The organism is Fervidobacterium sp. 2310opik-2 (assembly GCF_011057735.1).
GTDB lineage: Bacteria > Thermotogota > Thermotogae > Thermotogales > Fervidobacteriaceae > Fervidobacterium > Fervidobacterium nodosum.
The window spans coordinates 60,747-77,826 of record NZ_LNGG01000029.1; the positions used below are offsets into that span (position 1 = coordinate 60,747).

The 17,080-nt window shown below is 33.9% G+C and carries 17 protein-coding genes; 7 read left to right on the plus strand and 10 right to left on the minus strand.

The genetic code is table 11. The annotated features are described in order from the left end of the window. Positions 1-16: 16 nt before the first annotated feature. The 6 genes from AS161_RS09110 to acpP all read left to right on the plus strand — a co-directional run bounded on the left by AS161_RS09110 (position 17) and on the right by acpP (position 6,371). Entirely contained in the window at positions 17-514 is a 498-nt protein-coding gene (locus AS161_RS09110; protein WP_011994056.1) for a ferritin family protein, read from the plus strand. Positions 515-575: 61 nt separating this feature from the next. Further along, entirely contained in the window at positions 576-1,559 is a 984-nt protein-coding gene (gene trpS, locus AS161_RS09115) for a tryptophan--tRNA ligase (protein ID WP_011994055.1), read from the plus strand. Between the two features lie 28 nt (positions 1,560-1,587). After that, positions 1,588-2,367, plus strand: coding sequence for a mechanosensitive ion channel family protein (locus AS161_RS09120; protein ID WP_164542578.1), 780 nt, complete (start codon positions 1,588-1,590; stop codon positions 2,365-2,367). 42 nt (positions 2,368-2,409) lie between these two features. Next, positions 2,410-4,224 carry a translation elongation factor 4 gene (lepA, locus tag AS161_RS09125; RefSeq protein WP_164542579.1) on the plus strand — a complete coding sequence of 605 codons (1,815 nt, stop codon included), beginning with the start codon at positions 2,410-2,412 and terminating at the stop codon, positions 4,222-4,224. A 31-nt stretch (positions 4,225-4,255) separates the two neighbouring features. Then, the gene (locus AS161_RS09130; protein ID WP_164542580.1) at positions 4,256-5,992 is read left to right on the plus strand and encodes a M3 family oligoendopeptidase; all 1,737 of its coding nucleotides are present in this window, start codon (positions 4,256-4,258) and stop codon (positions 5,990-5,992) included. A 121-nt stretch (positions 5,993-6,113) separates the two neighbouring features. Next, positions 6,114-6,371, plus strand: coding sequence for an acyl carrier protein (acpP, locus tag AS161_RS09135; RefSeq protein ID WP_202965507.1), 258 nt, complete (start codon positions 6,114-6,116; stop codon positions 6,369-6,371). A gap of 45 nt (positions 6,372-6,416) precedes the next feature. Here acpP and AS161_RS09140 read toward each other — a convergent pair whose 3' ends face one another. From AS161_RS09140 to nadE, 5 genes are all read right to left on the minus strand, one after another. After that, positions 6,417-7,226, minus strand: coding sequence for a type I phosphomannose isomerase catalytic subunit (locus AS161_RS09140; RefSeq protein ID WP_164542581.1), 810 nt, complete (start codon positions 7,224-7,226; stop codon positions 6,417-6,419). A 27-nt stretch (positions 7,227-7,253) separates the two neighbouring features. Next, positions 7,254-8,642 carry a FapA family protein gene (locus AS161_RS09145; protein ID WP_164542582.1) on the minus strand — a complete coding sequence of 463 codons (1,389 nt, stop codon included), beginning with the start codon at positions 8,640-8,642 and terminating at the stop codon, positions 7,254-7,256. A gap of 65 nt (positions 8,643-8,707) precedes the next feature. Beyond that, positions 8,708-9,058 (minus strand): aspartate 1-decarboxylase, encoded by a 351-nt coding sequence (gene panD / locus AS161_RS09150; RefSeq protein ID WP_011994048.1) that lies wholly within the window; start codon positions 9,056-9,058, stop codon positions 8,708-8,710. 26 nt (positions 9,059-9,084) lie between these two features. Continuing rightward, positions 9,085-11,796: a sensor histidine kinase gene (locus tag AS161_RS09155; RefSeq protein ID WP_164542583.1), complete on the minus strand. Its 2,712-nt coding sequence runs from the start codon at positions 11,794-11,796 to the stop codon at positions 9,085-9,087. A 4-nt stretch (positions 11,797-11,800) separates the two neighbouring features. After that, positions 11,801-12,685, minus strand: coding sequence for an NAD(+) synthase (gene nadE, locus AS161_RS09160; protein WP_164542584.1), 885 nt, complete (start codon positions 12,683-12,685; stop codon positions 11,801-11,803). A 109-nt stretch (positions 12,686-12,794) separates the two neighbouring features. On the opposite strand from nadE, the gene AS161_RS09165 reads away from it, so the two are divergent. Continuing rightward, positions 12,795-13,208 carry a hypothetical protein gene (locus AS161_RS09165; RefSeq protein ID WP_164542585.1) on the plus strand — a complete coding sequence of 138 codons (414 nt, stop codon included), beginning with the start codon at positions 12,795-12,797 and terminating at the stop codon, positions 13,206-13,208. 21 nt (positions 13,209-13,229) lie between these two features. Here AS161_RS09165 and coaE read toward each other — a convergent pair whose 3' ends face one another. Genes coaE through AS161_RS09190 form a run of 5 tightly spaced genes read right to left on the minus strand, consistent with a single transcriptional unit; the run spans position 13,230 to position 16,883 of the window. After that, a complete protein-coding gene (gene coaE, locus AS161_RS09170) occupies positions 13,230-13,766 on the minus strand; it encodes a dephospho-CoA kinase (RefSeq protein WP_164542586.1) in 537 nt (178 codons plus the stop codon). 4 nt (positions 13,767-13,770) lie between these two features. After that, positions 13,771-13,992, minus strand: a complete 222-nt coding sequence (locus tag AS161_RS09175; RefSeq protein WP_164542587.1) for a hypothetical protein — start codon at positions 13,990-13,992, stop codon at positions 13,771-13,773. After that, positions 13,989-15,350 carry a glucose-6-phosphate isomerase gene (locus tag AS161_RS09180; protein ID WP_164542588.1) on the minus strand — a complete coding sequence of 454 codons (1,362 nt, stop codon included), beginning with the start codon at positions 15,348-15,350 and terminating at the stop codon, positions 13,989-13,991. The genes AS161_RS09175 and AS161_RS09180 overlap by 4 nt, the downstream gene beginning before the upstream one ends. Positions 15,351-15,387: 37 nt before the next feature. Further along, on the minus strand, positions 15,388-15,900 hold the full coding sequence (locus AS161_RS09185) for an adenine phosphoribosyltransferase (protein ID WP_011994041.1): 513 nt from the start codon (positions 15,898-15,900) through the stop codon (positions 15,388-15,390). A gap of 44 nt (positions 15,901-15,944) precedes the next feature. Next, a complete protein-coding gene (locus AS161_RS09190) occupies positions 15,945-16,883 on the minus strand; it encodes an inorganic phosphate transporter (protein ID WP_164542589.1) in 939 nt (312 codons plus the stop codon). Between the last annotated feature and the right edge of the window lie 197 nt (positions 16,884-17,080).

Sequence of the window (17,080 nt, forward strand, 5' to 3'; positions counted from 1 at the left end):
CAAAGGGGGGAGCGCAATGGAGAAGATTTTAGGGATTTTAAGATTTGCATTGGCGAGAGAAATAGAAGGTAGAGAATTTTACAAAGAGAAAGCTACACGTGCTAAAAGTAAAGAAGTAAGGGATACGCTTGAAAGTTTATGGAAGATGGAAGAAGAGCATGTAGAATTTATAAAAAGTCTTATGGAAAAGGTACAAAGTGATATAGAAATAGATGTTGATTCTGTGCTTACAAGAAGTGACTTTTTCGAGGAAAGAGAAAAAGAAGAGCTTTCAGTAGGGACGCTTGATGATATTGCAAATGATATGAGTATACTTAGAATGGCTTATCTTATCGAAGAAGATTTTGAAAATTTTTACAGAACCACTGCTGAAAAAGTTGAGGATAGCGATATGAAGAGGATTTTAAATACTCTTGCAAAATGGGAATTGGGACACAAGAATATGCTCTTTGAACTTTACAACGATGTGAAAAATGCGTACTGGAATAAACAGGGATTTACTCCACTCTTTTAGTATCTGAGTTTTTTAGCTTTTAGGTAAGTTTTAGATACACAGTTCAAGGAGGTTGATTGTTTTGCGAATACTTAGTGGTATAAGGCCAACTGGTAAAGTCCATGTTGGGCATTATGTTGGTGTATTTGAAAATTGGATTAAATTGCAAAATGAAGGTCATGATACATTTTATTTTATAGCTGATTGGCATGCCCTTACAACTCATTACGAAGATACTTCAGAATTAAAACACTACACAAAAGATTTAGCAAGGACATTAATAGCGGTTGGACTAGATAAATCAACGTTATTTGTCCAATCCGCTGTTAAAGAACACGCAGAATTAATGCTTATTTTTTCTATGGTGACGCCTCTTTCATGGCTTGAAAGGGTTCCAACTTATAAAGAAATGAAACAACAGTTAGCAAATAAAGATCTTTCAAATGCTGGATTTTTAATGTATCCTGTACTTCAAGCCGCCGATATTCTTATTTATAAAGCAGATGGTGTACCAGTTGGTGAAGACCAAGTCTATCATATTGAGTTGACGAGAGAAATTGCAAGAAGATTTAATTACATATTCAAAAAGGAGATTTTCCCTGAGCCAAAAGAGCTTCTTTCGAAAGTCCCAAAATTGCTTGGAACCGATGGAAGAAAGATGAGTAAAAGCTATGGAAATACAATACCTTTGATAACTACTGAAAATGAACTTTCTAAGATGGTACTTCCAATGGTTACTGACCCTGCGAGGAAAAGAAGGACAGACCCGGGTAATCCAGAAAATTGTCCTGTTTGGGATTACCACAAGGCGTTTGGAACAGCGGATAATGAAGAAGAAAAACAATGGGTTTTTGAAGGTTGTACCCAAGCAAAAATCGGGTGTGTTGATTGTAAGAAGTTGTTGTTGAAACATATGACTGAGAAATTAAGTCCTATTTGGGAAAGGTACAATTCAATTACAGAAGGCCAAGTTCAAGAAATAATCGAAAACGGTAACGAAAAAGCAAGAGAGATAGCAAAGCAAACAATGGAAGAAGTAAGAGACGCTGTTAAGATTATGTATTGAAAATTGCATAAATAGAGGTGATAATACTATGACAATAGTTATCTTAACTAAAGTTTTTTTCTCAGCTTTAGCATTAGTAATTGCCTACGTAATTCACAAAGTAATAATGAAATCCATTGATAGATTCATGTCAACTTTCGGGAGAGAAATTAAGGCTCCAAAGACTTTATCGCTTTTAATAGCATTTTTAGTTTACGGATTTGCTGTAGCTGGTGTACTTTCGATATGGGATGTTAATCTTACGCCATATCTTACAGGTTTGGGAATATCTGGTGTTGTTCTTGGACTCGCATTTCAGGAGCCTTTAACTAACTTTCTTTCTGGGATACTTGTTCTTGTTACTCGTAAAGTGTTTGAAGGAGAGGTTGTGGATATAGATGGGCAAAGTGGTACTGTGGATATCATAAAGATGAACCATACTCATTTGGTTACATTTGATGGTAAACTTGTACTTATACCTAACAGAAAGGTCTGGTCTGGAACCGTTACGAAGTTCTGGCCCGGAAAATACAGAAGAAATGAGATTGATGTTACAGTGGATTACTCAACAGATATGAAGCTTGTAGAGAGTGTTTTAAAGAAAGTTTTAGAAGATGAACCTCTTGTTATAAAAGACGAAAGTGTAATGAATATGGTTGTTTTCAAATCGTTCGATGCGAGCGGAGTTACTTATACGGTAAAATTTTGGGCTGAACGTGAGACATTTATAGACTCATTAAATGCCGTTGCCTTAAGGATAAAGAAGTATTTTGATGAGTATGGAATATCTATACCATTTACAATTGTCGAGGTTAGAAATAAAAATTGAAACGTGTAAGTAGTCTAAGAAATTATGGAGGGAAAGGAATCGATGAAGAGAATAGAAAATGTTAGAAATATCTGTATCATTGCGCATATAGACCATGGTAAGACAACACTCACAGATAGAATCTTAGAAATGACAAATGCTATTGAAAAAAGGAAGATGAGAGAGCAGTATCTTGATAGTATGGATATCGAACGTGAGAGAGGCATAACTATTAAGTCACACCCGCTTAGAGTGTATTACAAAGCAGAAGATGGTAATGAGTATGAGATAAACATAGTTGATACACCAGGTCACGTTGATTTTTCTTACGAAGTTGACAGAAGTATGGCGGCTGTTGAAGGAGCGATATTACTAGTTGACGCTACTCAAGGTGTACAAGCTCAGACAGTTGCGAATACTTACAAGGCATTAGAGCACAACCTTGAGATTGTTCCTGCGATAAATAAGATCGATGTTCCAACTGCTAATATAGAAGAAACAATAGCTGAAATTGAAGATTTAATTGGAATTCCAGGCGAAGATATTTACAAAATTAGTGCTAAGGAAGGTATTGGTGTTAAAGAACTTATAGAAGCAGTGATAAAGCTTGTACCAGCTCCTTCTACAAAAGAAGATGGATATTTGAGAGCTTTAATTTTCGACGCGAAGTACGACAAGTATAGAGGAGTTGTTACTTACGTTCGAGTATTTGATGGTGAAATTAAACCTGGCGAAAAAATAATGATGATGTCAAGTAATGAAGTGTACGAAATTGATGAAGTTGGTACGTTTACGCCTGATATGACACCTGTTGAAAGTTTAAAAGCAGGTGATATTGGTTATATTATTGCTGGATTGAAAGATGTTTCAAAGGCAAAAATTGGTGATACAATTACAAAACCAGAAAACCCGTCACCTGAACCTCTACCCGGTTACAAAGAGGTTAAACCCATGGTCTTTGCGGGTATGTATCCTGGATTACCGGAATATTATGAAGAATTGCGAAAGGCTCTTGATAAGTACAAACTTAACGACGCAGCTCTCGTTTATAAACCAGATCACTCGCCAGCACTTGGCTTTGGTTTTAGATGTGGCTTTCTTGGACTTTTGCACATGGATGTTGTGAGAGAAAGGCTGGAAAGAGAATTTGATATTGCGGTAATATTGACAGCTCCAAACGTTGAGTATAAAGTAGTCACTCATGATTATAAAGAATTGATGATTAATGACCCAGCAAAATTTCCAGAAGAAGGTGAGGTTTTAGAAATATACGAACCTTACGTCAAGCTTTCAATCATTACGCCACCGGATTACATAGGTAAACTCATGAACCTTGTTCAGAATGAAAAACGTGGTACGTTAGTTTCAACCGAGAATGCCGGACATGAACGTGTTGTTATGCATTTCGAAGTACCATTGGCGGAGATAATATTTGATTTCTTCGACAGGATGAAAGCTGTAAGTCGTGGTTATGCGTCGATGGATTATGAATTTCTTGAATACAGAAAGAGTGATTTGGTGAAAATAACGATATACGTAAACAAAGAACCTGTTGACGCTCTTTCTTTTGTCGCGCATAGGGATAAAGCTTACACAATTGCAAGGAAACTTGTCGATAAACTTGCCGAACTTATTCCACAACACCAATTCGAAATTCCAATTCAGGCTAAAGCTGGTGGAAGGTTTATAGCAAGGTCAACTGTAAAAGCACTTAGAAAAGATGTCCTTGCCAAGTGTTATGGAGGAGACGTTACAAGAAAGATGAAATTGCTCGAAAAACAAAAGGAAGGTAAGAAGAAGTTGAGAGAGATTGGAAACGTCACAATACCACAAGAAGCATTTTTGGCAATGCTTAGGATAGGTGAAGAGGAAGAATAAAACTATATTTCTTTGGACGGGAGGGGTCGACTTGCAGTGGGATTTTAAAGCTATATTCCAATCAGACGAAGAAGCTATAGAAAACGCTAAGAGATATTCTAAACTCATAGGCTCACTTGTTGATGAGCTTGAAAAGGTAAAAGATTTAAATAGAATACATCAATTAATCAGGGAGATAGAAGATTCTACTGATAATTTCTCAAAATCAATTCAATACGCATGGATGCGGTATTCTGTAAACACTAAGGAAAAAGAGAGTCAAAAATTACTCGGTACCATTCAAAGCTTGGAATCTAACGTTGGAGAATATTTTGCAAAATTTGAAGTGCGTCTTTCAAAACTGAGCAAAAAAGATATTCAAGAGTTGAAAAAGATAGCACCAAATTATAGGCATTTTATAGAGATTATTGAAAAGAGGAAAAAACACTTACTTTCAAAAGAAGCTGAGCAAGTGCTAGCTCTTACATCTATTTCAAGAAGGGAAGCGATATCGAAGATACACAATAAATTAGAAAGTTCTTACAAGTTTAAAATAGAAATAGATGGTGAAATAAAGGTTCTTACACCGGAAGAAGTAAAGGCTTTGAGACGTTCAACAAATAGTGATTTGAGAAAAAAAGCGATGAAGACATTCTTAAAAAGATTTCAAGAGGATTCATTGGTTATAACGGAAGTATATAATCTCGTGGTTAAAGATTACGATTTAGAGAGCAAGATAAGAAAATTTGCTCGACCAATTTCGATGAGAAATTTTGAAAATGAAGTAAGTGACGACGTTGTTGATTCTTTAATTGAAACAACAAATGAAAATGTTAATATACTTAGAGAATATTACAAATGGAAATCCGAAGTTATGAACGAGAAACTAACACTTGCTGATATATACGCTCCAATAACAACAAAAGCAAGGAAATTTTCATTTGACGAAGCAAAGGAAATTATACTTGATGCGTATTATTCGTTTAGCAATAAAGCAGGTGATATTGTAAAATCATTTTTTGACGATTCCAGGATAGATTTATACCCAAGAGAAGGGAAAATTGGAGGAGCTTATTGTATATACTCTACAACGAAGTTACCAGCATACGTATTGACGAATTTTAACGGTGATATGTATGATATAATGACACTTGCACACGAATTGGGACATGGTTTACATGGTACGTTATCAAAGAAACAAACATATTTTAACTACGATACGCCGCTTACTTTGGCAGAATTAGCATCTGTTTTTGGCGAATTTTTAGTGTTTGATTATTTAAAAGGAAAATTAGATAAAGAAGAAAGGTTGGCTCTTATTTCGTCAAAAATAGAAGATACGTTTGCTACTACGTTTAGGCAAAATTTCTTTACAAATTTTGAAATTCGCTCTCATGATTTGATAAGCAACTCAGGGTACGCAGATTGGAAAGAGCTGAACGATATATATTACGAAGAGTTGAGAAAAACTTTCGGAGAGGTTGTTGAAATACCGCAGTGGTACAAAAATGAATGGGCAATGATTTCACACTTCTTTGAGACACCGTTTTATGTTTATTCTTATAACTTTGCTCATTGTCTAGTTATTGCGTTGTACCAGAAATACTTGGAAGAAGGAAAGTCATTTACGAAAAAATATCTTAGCTTGCTCGAAAGTGGAGGGAGTCTTTCACCAAATGAGTTACTATCAAAGGTGGGAATAGATATATCAAAGAGTGATTTTTGGCAGAAAGCTTTTGATTTTATTGATAGTCTTGTTAAAGAGATTAAAATAAATTATAATAAGTGATATTTTATATATTGACAAATCGGTTAAAGGTGTTTAGAATAATTCAAAGTAAGTAATTTTAATTTTAATCTTATTATCAGCATTATTGTTTTGAACTTAATAAGATTTAACTGTAAGGAGGTTGACAGTTGTGGATAGAGAAGAACTCTTTAAAAAAGTTGCGGAAATTATTTCAGAAAAACTGAACGTACCTATTGAAGACATTGATGAAGATAGTCATCTTATTGAGGATCTTGGCGCTGATTCACTTGATGCTTTCGATCTTGTGATGGTTTTTGAAGACGAGTTTGGAGTTAAGATTGAAGATGAAGAGGTTGAAAAGATTCTTACAGTGAGAAATATCGTTGATTTACTATCTAAAAAACTAAAAGAAGAATAAAAGTTAAATTAACAAAAAAGCAGGCTTTTAAGCCTGCTTTTTGTTTTATAAAAAATTGTAGACGTATATTTGCCCCTGCTCAAATTCTTTTTCATATGAAATAGACGCACAGAAATTTTTATCTATTTTTGTTGGTATTTTAATGATAGGTAAAGAAAGACTTGAAGAGCTATTTTTTGTTTTGAAAATCTCCATGGTGAAATACTTTGAAGAAAGATTTGTAACATTTTCGAAAACGATATCATCAACTTTTATGCTTTTTGCAACTTTTAAAGCTTTTTCAAGGTGAGTTTCTCTTGGTCTTCCCCAATCGTAAATTCTGTACGTTAGGTCCGAACTTTGCTGAACTTCTATTACTGTGCTATTCGGCCCAAGTGCGTGAACGGTACCTGCTGGTATATTTACAAAGGTACCTTGCTTAACTTTTACAAATTTAAGTATTTCAGGTAATTTCTCAAGTTCATTTTTCTTAGCTAATTTTTCTAATGCGTCTACATTTTCACATATTGCGAATTCTCCATCGGTAAGAAAGTACCAAGCTTCACTCTTGCCCCATGGTTCATTTTCTATTTTTTGAGCAAATTCGTCATCTGGATGAACTTGAACGCTTAACCATTTACTTGTTGAAACAAGTTTTATAAGTATTGGAAATCTTTTGTATTTTCCATTGTAAATCTTTTTTCCAAATTCATTTACCGTCTCACCTGTGTCAAGCTTATTCTCGTACAAATGATGACCGGATAGTAGCCATATTTCCCCAATTGGTTCTTTTGAATTTATATTGAAAATACTATTTAGTTCTTGGTTTCCCCAAACCATAGCTCGAAATTCGGGTAAAATCTTTATTTTGCTCATCTAATAATACCTCCGATTCTTTTGAAATCATTTTTCACTATACCCACCAGCTACAATTTGACCATTTTCAAATTTAAGAACAGCTTTTGGTAAATCAACTGTTGGATAAAACCTTGCATTATGTATTAATACCTCTACACCAGCATGCAATAATTTCCTAGCAATTATCTTTGAGTCGAAAGTAATTTTTGAAACTCTGTTTTCTAATTCGTGAAGTTTCACTATATTTTTTTCAAGTTGCTCTTTCAAGTTGATGAGTGACTTTGCAGCTTTTGAAAATTGTTCTTCTCTTTCGGGTGGAATTTGCACTTTTTTATCTTTAAGTTCTTTATATTGTTTTAATATATTCAACAATTTTTGGATGCTGCTTTTGTCTATTTCGATTTGAGCTTTTAACAATTTTATTTCCTCTCTAACGTATGGATTAACACCAACTTCTAAGTAAGTTTTTATACCCATATCAGAACCTATCTCGTCTGCTTCTATAAGGTTTGATGCGATGTATTCACCACCGATGATTGATGAATTTCTACCTTTTCCTACAATTGAGTTAGTGACCCTGACCGTACAATTTAATAATTCGTGCTCAAAAAATAAGTTTTCACATTCTATGATTGTTGACTCTGCGTACTTTAAATAGACATCTTTTTTTGCTTTTATCAGACCTTTGTCCTTACCTTTTGCCCCACTGATTTTAACGTTACCTTCTAATGATATTATACTTGATGCCTCAACAACACCGTTAATTTCTATATCACCCTTTGCCCTTATCACGAATCCTGGTTTAACATCTCCTTTAACAAATACAGATCCAGGGAAATCTATGTTTCCTGTACTATAATCAACATCACCTTCAATTTCTAAATATTCACTAACTTCTATTATGTTTTTTTCTGGGTCAACTTTTAATATTCCGTCTGTTGTTGAGATGATATGCCTACCATCTTCACTTAATGAAACGTTCTTTCCAAGTACAATCTTCGCTTCATTTCCTTTCTTTGCTGGAACAGGTTCGCCATATACATTCCTTCCTGGGATTCCTTCCGTAGGTGGGAAAATTGATGCTATTTTTTGTCCTTTTTTTACAATTATTCTTTTTTGAACAGGAAATTCTCTAAAATCAACTTTATTTCCAGACAAAATTGTTTGAGCTGAGCTCGTTTCTTTAAATTCAAAGACAACTCTACCATCTTCACCATCTTTTGGTTTATCCCCGTGTGCAAATAACAGTTGTACACCAATAGTAGGGTTTTGGCAAAAAGACCTTAATGCATCATAATCGATGCCGTGGACAATTTTTGCATTTCGTATTTCTTCGATTAGTGATTCCAATGTTATTGTTTCGTCTGGGAAAACACTATTAACAGTAAGATAAGCTTCCATTTTATCAGAGGAAACGGTAATATTTATGTCCATTTTTATCCCCCTTGAAAGAATATCCCTCAAATTTCTTTTCAGATTATTGGATTTAATTTATTTGTTTATCTTATTTCTTTAACCGTGTTATCGGAATTCATAATCAAAATTTTGGGGCTTTTGTACTCATCTTTGGAATACAATCCAAATGCCATAATTATTATTTTATCACCTTTTTCAACGAGTCTCGCGGCAGCACCATTCAAAGAAATCTTTCTACTCCCACGTGGTTCTGGAATGACATATGTAATAAATCTGTTACCGTTGTTAACATCTGAGATAAGAACCATCTCGTTAATTTTTATGCCACTCAGTTCCAATAATTCTTCATCTATTCCTATACTTCCTTCGTATTCTATCTCTTTTTCAGTTACCGTTGCCATGTGAATCTTTGCTTTTAACATTATTTCCATCATACTTATTTCCTCCTATCTTTATTATTTTAAGAAATTTCTTTAGGCATTTCTTTTGGGATTTCTATCGTAAATCTATTACCATCTTCTGTAGCTTCATGATAAATTTTACCTTTATGCTCATCTTCAACTATTTTTTTGCATATTGCCAATCCTAAACCCGTTCCGTGAACTTTGGTTGTAAAGAAAGGTGCAAAAAGTTTATCGGCGGTATCCTTATCGATAGGTGTACCCTCGTTCCATACAGACACAACAACTCTATCAAATTTTGTTTTTGTTTCCACTAATATTTTACCATTATTTGGCGTAGCTTCAATTGCATTTTGAAGAAGGTTAATAATTACCTGCTTTATTCTGGAATATTCGGCGTAAACGATGATTTCTTCCGATTCAGTTTCGAGTGAAAACAATATGTTCTTTTCACGCATTTTGTCTTCATGCAATATGTACACATCGTTGATAAGTTTGTTTATATTGAACGTTGTAAACTCCAAAGCTCTAGGTTCACGACTAAAATCTAATATTTCATTTACTATCTGCTCAAGCCTTAATATTTCTTCTTTAATTATATTAACGTATTTTTTGCCAGATTCAGGATTATCGATGTTTTTTTCAAGTCTCTTTATAAATCCACCAAGTACAGAGATTGGGTTTCTAAGTTCATGGGCAACACGTGCTGCCATTTCACCAAGTGCTGCAAGCTTTTCTTGTTTCTTCCTTTCTTTCTCGAGATTCACTCTATCTGTAACGTCATCAAGTGTAATTATTACACCCCTTAACATGATTTTTTCCGTATCCCAAAATGGAGTTATTCTTATATCGTAAAATCTCTCACTCCCACCTACTTGGATCAGATAATTACTTAGGGTTATTTCTTCCTTTATCTTCATACTTTGGAATGCCATTTCTTCGATGTCCTCAAATTCTGTTCCAAGTGCTTTTAGATCAATCCCTGTCATCTGTTCTTTTGGCCTTCCAAAGTAAATTTCCGCTTTTTTGTTCCACTCTGTTATTTTCCCTTCCCGGTCTAATACGATTATTGCGGATGACATGTTTTGAAGTACCGAATCTGAAAATTCACGCAAATATTCTGTAAGACTTTTTTGACGTTCAAGGGATAAAGTTTTGTTTCTCAAATCTTCGTAATTTATAGCTGTTTCTACAGCCAAGCTTGCACTATCAGAGAGAATTTTTAATATTTCTATTTCATTTTCCTTTATAGGTTTTTTTGTGTAATAATTGTCTATGATTATAACACCAAACGTTTCCTCTCTTCCAGCAAGAGGTATAACGGCAAATTCTTTTGTCCCGAGTAAATTTACAAGATCTATTGCTTCCATCCCCATTGTGTTTATTATTTTTTCATTTGCAACAAATATTTTCTTCCTTAACACGCTTTTTTCAAGGATTGGGTGGGCTTTATATGGAAAAACTCTACCTTCTATCATTTTAGTTAGTTTGTTATCGAATTCTAAAAGCATTGATTCTTCTCTAAGGTACTGTACAACATCAGAATACCTCATAGCACGTTGATTAGCTTTCCGCCAATCGTCTTCTACACTTTCACTTTCAGGACCAAGCCACATTTTTCCTATGAGTATGTCTTTCTTTTCATCGTAAGCCAGAAATAAAGCACGGTTATATCCAAGAAGTCTGCCAGAAGTTAAACCAAGCAATAGAGTCTTATAGACATTTTTAACGCTGTACATTGTTCTAATCGCCTGACTTATATAGTGAACGGCATTCATCTTTCTTATTTGCTCTTTCTGTTCTTCTATAAGTGTTTCATAATTTGCCTGTAATTGGCGAAGTTTATCTAATTCCTCTTTTAACCTCTTTTCAAATTCTATTCTCCCTTTAGCAAGGAATAATCTGTTTATAGAATCTTTAGCTATTTCAAGATCCATTGAGTCAAAAGCTTTATAAAGCGCATAAGATTTTGGTTCTTTCTTATTTGCAAAGATAAATAAACCAATTTGAGAGTTAAATATAAGAACAGAGAGAACGTTGTCAATTTTAAGTATATGCTCCAAACCGATAGGTTTGTAGATAATTTTTTCTGAACCCTTAAAATATCTGTAGACATTCTCATCTAAATCAGAAAAATCCAATTCAAATTTTTCGATAATATCATTAGAGTATTGGAACTTTTTAACATTTATTTTACTATTTGCGTTTCTATCCTCTGGGAAATTAATTATATATGATACTTCGGCGTCTAATATTTGGGTCATCACCTTCAAAAAACTTTCAATTAATTCATCAACTGATTCGCTGCCTTCAAATATATTTGTTAACATCCATAGTGACCTGTATTTTTCAAGATATTTTTTCGATTTCTCGTATCCTGGTATAAAGTTTAGGACAAACGATAAAAAGTCACTAAGTTCATTAAAATTTGGCATTTTCGATGGGATGCTATCAGTTAAAACAAGGCCAATGATTTTTCCTGAATTCGTATTTTTCAATTTGTAAAGGTATAGGTTGTCGAGATCCATTATGGATGTTTTAGAAAATGAATCTCTTTCGTCAACAAGACTGTAGGGGATTTTTGAATAGGCTGGAAGAAGATTTGTGAAAAGTACTCTAAAAAGTGATTTATTCTCTTCGTATATGGCAATCGATATTTTGTTTACACCTACAAATTGTGCGATTTCATCTGCGATTTCATTTATCTCTGGGATATTCTTATCTACTTCGAAAATTTTTACTAATGATTCGCATATTTTTCTTGTAATCACACTCTCACCACCGATCTTTTTGATTTGAAATATCATCAATTCCTAAGCCTTTTAATTCTCTTATCTTTGTGAACCTCATAATTTCCTTTACTTTTGATAAAAGTTTTTCGTCTATATCTTCAACTTTTCCTTCGTTACTTTCTATACTAAACAATATTTTGTCAAGTTTAGAATACTCTATTCCGAATGCATCTTCATCATTTATGCCAGGTATCAGGTCGGGAGTTGGTTTTTTGTTGATTATTTTTTCTGGTACTCCAAGATGTTTAGCAAGTTCAAAAACTTGCGTTTTATACAAGTGTTTTATTGGTTCGATATCAACCGCATCATCGCCCCATTTGACGTAAAGTCCGAGTGCTAATTCTGTTTTATTTGTTGTGCCAACTACACAATAACCACGTTTCTCAGCTTCCATATATAATTTACACATCCTTACTCTGTGTTTGATTCTATAGTATGCCAAGCCTTTTAGAAAAAGTTCATCACCCTCATTTTTTAGATCCATTATATATGGGTCTTGATATCTTTCCCATCTTTTTTTGGAATAACTTATCTTTATACTTTCAGGTATGAATAAAGCTGGTGGAAAAAGTGAATAAGCGCCTAATTTTCTTAAGGCACCTGTTATCGAAAATATTTTGTAATTTACTCCAAAATGGTTGCAAACTAACTTAGCGTCTCTTACGCTCTCTTTAGAACTGTCCCTTTCTGGTAATATGAGTGCAAATATATTTTCCTTTTCAATTGTTCTGGTAAGTAAAGCTAAAACTACCGCTGAATCAACTCCACCGCTTACACCAATTACTGCTCCTTTAAAATTATAAGTCTCTATTGTACGTTTAATAAATTTTTCTATGCGGATAATTTCGTCCTTTGGATCAAAAATCATGTTATCGCCTCCGCTTATTTTCTGAAAACAAATCTTCATTTTTACTATTTTACCATAAATTCATGTTAAAATAGTTATAGATGAGTTTTTAATATGAGGTGAGGGGAAAATGGTAAAAAAGCAGTTATCAGAGAAAGTATTAAGAGGTATCCGAGAGGCAATGATAGTAATTTTAATGGGATTTGTAATATCTTACGGGAGTTTTTATCGAATTTTTGAGAATTTTTCAGTAGGTTTTCCACCTGAAATTCTTCTTGCCATTTTTTCTTTTCTCTTAGGTTTTTCTTTTAGATTAAGAGATTTTCTTATAATCTCAGTTATTTCTCCTATTTTTTCTTTTTTCTTACTCCAAGTGATTGTTTTCTCTGTTTTTAAAAACTTTCAAACGTTTCAAATACTGTCAACTGTTGTAGCAAAAGGCAGTGCGCTTTTTGGATTATTTAGTATGCTTATATCTATATCATTTGGTGTTCTAGCGAATGTAGTATTTTCCAAAGTTAATTCAATAGATACAAAAAGATAAAGTGGGAATTTAATTCCCACTTTATCTTTTGTTTTCTATACATTCTTCCCATACTTTATTTAGTTTTGCTTCCAATTCTTCGATCGTTCCTATATTTTCAATTACTATTCCCTCTTCTATTATGTCTTCTTGATTTTTCAAAATTTCGTCTATTAAATCCTCCGAGTATCTTTCACGTAATCTTTCTTTTATCTTATTCGGTGTTGAGACAACCGTTATAACGATATCGCAACAATTTATCTTCAACCTTCTTTTTATAGCTGCTTCGATTACTATATCTCTGCCATTATATTTTTTTATTTCTTCCATTAACAATTCTTTCATTTTTGGATGCAGGATAGATTCAAGCAATGATAATTTATTTTTATCCCTAAAAACTATTTCTCCAACTCTTTTTCTATCGATTGTGCCGAATGCTTTCAAAATATCTTCTTTCATTTCTTCAAAAGCTTTATGCCCTAATTTATCCACATTGATGTGGACAAAACCACGGTTTTCAAAAAACTTTGATACTGTACTCTTTCCAGTACCGATTTTCCCAGTAATACAGATTATCATACGATTAAATTATCTTCATCCCTAAGTCTTTATTTTCCATGCTTTCGTATTCTTGCTTTGTGAGTAACATGATGCTCAACTCATCATCAAAAGATTCATAGAGCTCTTTAACTTTTTTGTTTATATCTATCTCATCCTTTACAACTACAATGAATTCTTCATCTTTAAGGAATATAGCAACTGGATCAAAAATTTTTTTAAGTATGTCAACATATTCTTGCATCATTCTATTTCAACTCGCTTTTGAACGTTTTGGGTGTAGTTGAACTCTTCGAAGCCTGCTCTACCCATGAGCGCATAAGTTATCTTCTTTCCTAGTTCAACGCCCGGTTGATCGTAAGGATTGATATTGAACAATTCACCAGTTATTGCAGTTGCAAGTTCATAATACATGAAGAATTGACCGATATGATATTCATCAATTTGTGGGAAAGAAACGGTCAACGATGGACGACCATGCTTTGCAAGTGCAAGTTGGGTACCTATTTGTTCACTATTAAGCAATGTTGAAAGTTTCTTTCCACCAAGATATGCGAGTTCTGGTTCATTTTCGTGCAATTTTGGTATAGTTATCTCTCTATCAAATTTTTCCGTTCTTAGGAATGTTATTATTTTGTCATCTGGTCCTTCGTTGTATAATTGAACTTGAGAGTGTTGGTCAACAGCGCCTAAAGCTTTCACAGGCGTTTGACCTACGTTAACTCTATTGCCTTCGTTGTCGTACATTTTTCCCAAGCTTTCTGCCCACAATTGTCTGTACCAATCGGCAAGATAATAAAGTTTATTTGAATAAGCCATCATTACAGAGATATTTCTACCTTTTTTGTAATGTAGGTAATGAATTGTAGCAAGAAGTGCGGCGGGATTTTCCCATAACTGGCTTTTTATTGTTCTTTCATAGGCCTCTCTCGCGCCTATTATGAGTTCTTCAATATCTAAACCAGCTGCTTTTGCGGATAAAAGGCCAACAGGTGTTAAGACGCTAAAACGTCCACCCACATCAGATGGAATTTCTAACATCCTTATACCTTCTTCGCGTCCTATCCTTCTTAATACTCCTTTTTCAGGGTCAGTTGTAAAAATCAAGTGTTCCTTTGGGTCTAAGCCGTGAGTTTCAAGTATGCTTCTTACGATTAAGTAATTCGCCATCGGCTCTGCTGTTGTTCCGGATTTAGATATGATGTTGAATAATGTTGTTTTTGGATTTATACAATCCAGAACAGATGATAAGTAATCTGGATCTACATTGTCTACAACGAATACTCTTAAATAACCATTTCTCTCTTCAGAACTTAAAGAATTCCAATTGAATGGCCTTAAAGCATTTTGGATTGCTATATTTCCTAAAGCAGAACCTCCTATACCAAGTACAACTATATTGTCAAAAGTAAAAATGAAATCACTTAATTCGTTAACTGAATCAACCCATTTTCTCGTAAGTACAGCATTAACAAAACCAGGTTTGTTTTCATCAAACCTCGTCAAAAAATTTGTAATTTGTTGCTCAAAGGAATTAATTTCTTCATAAGTAAGACCATTTGCTACATTGTCTGAGAGAGTGTATGTAAAGTCGAATTTTATCATTTGAACACCTCCTAAATATTTCGATAGAAGACATGCTTTAGTATTTAATAGGTGCGATTATTGGTAAGTCTTTGATTATATTCCTTGGGTTAAGATAAGTTAATTCTATAAGAAAAGCAGACGCGACAACAATTCCACCAGCTTTTTCAACTAATCTCTTAAGTGCCATTGCCGTTCCACCTGTTGCAAGCACATCATCAATTATTACTACTTTTTGATTTGGTTGAATTGCATCCTCGTGCATATGTAGTTCGGCTTTACCATATTCTAATTCATAAACATCACTTATTGTTTTATATGGAAGTTTTCCAGGCTTTCTTACAGGTACTAGTCCTTTATCTAATTTGTAAGCCAGTGGGGCTGCGATTATGAATCCACGCGCTTCTGGGCATACGATAAGATCAAAATCATACTTTCCTAATTCTTCCGCTATAGTATCAATAGCGTACTTAAAAGCTTCTGGGTTTTTCACAAGTGGTGTTATATCTCTGAACATAACCCCCTTTTGTGGGAAATCGGGTATATCTCTTATAAAGTTCTTTAGCTCCATTAAACAAACACCTCCAAAGTATTTTATTTATTTACAAATGTATTTTACCACAAAAGTCTATAAATTAAAAGTAGTAAAGCTGAAAAAAGCCCACTTAGTATAGGTGCTTCGATCCAAGAAAAAACTATTTTTTGGAATATATTTTTGTTAACTATTTTCGTTCCACGTGCTGTTCCCGAACCAAGAATACTTCCGACAATGGCATGAGCTGAAGATACTGGAAGACCAAATTGAGAAAAGAACCAAATTGAGAAAGAGGAAGAAAAAATACAAACCATTGAAGAAAAACTATCAAGAGGTATCAATTCTTTACCTACAGTGTATATAGTTCTTTTTCCAAAAAGAAAAATGCCTAAGGCTAATGTTATTCCACTAAAAAATAGAAGGAAATAGACATTTATTCCTTTGTTATAAAGTATTCCAGTAATCTTTCCAGCATTGTTGGCGCCTAAAGAGTAAGAACCATAAATAGTAAATCCCCATAACATTATCATTAGCAAGATGTTTCGAGATTGCAGATTTTTAATGCGTTTGAATATAATAGAAAAGGTTTTAAAAAAAGCAAAACTTACTGTATAAGATATTACTGGTGTAAGGAACCAAGCAAAAACGATCCCCAAGAGAATTTTGGGATCTAATTCTTTTGTTACAATTCCAATTCCTACATTTGCTCCCACTATCACCTGGGTCATAGAGATTGGCAATTTATTTAGTAAAAAGTATATTGTTACAGAGATTACCGATAAATTTATTATTATTGCCTCAGCTATACTTGTTTTTACAAGGCTTGAAGCAACCCTCATTCCGGGTAATCCACCAAGCATGGCGCCAGCAATCACAAAAATTGATGATACAATAAGCGCTTTTCTTTGTTTAAAAACACCATTTGCTACTGTTGGTCCGAGTATATTACCAGCGTCATTACTGCCCATTACTATTCCCAAAAGAAAGCTTAGTAAGAAGAATACAAAAGCTGCTCCCACAACTTCTCCCCCTAAGAAGAATTTAATTTATTCCTTAATAGCTTACAATTATACAACAAAATTGCCATAATTTGTATGATAAAAAATAAAAAGAGGGTTTTAAACCCTCTTTATAAAACTTTTTAATATATTGGAGCAGGCGGTGGGACTCGAACCCACACCCTCCTCCTTACCAAGGAGGCGCTCCACCGCTTGAA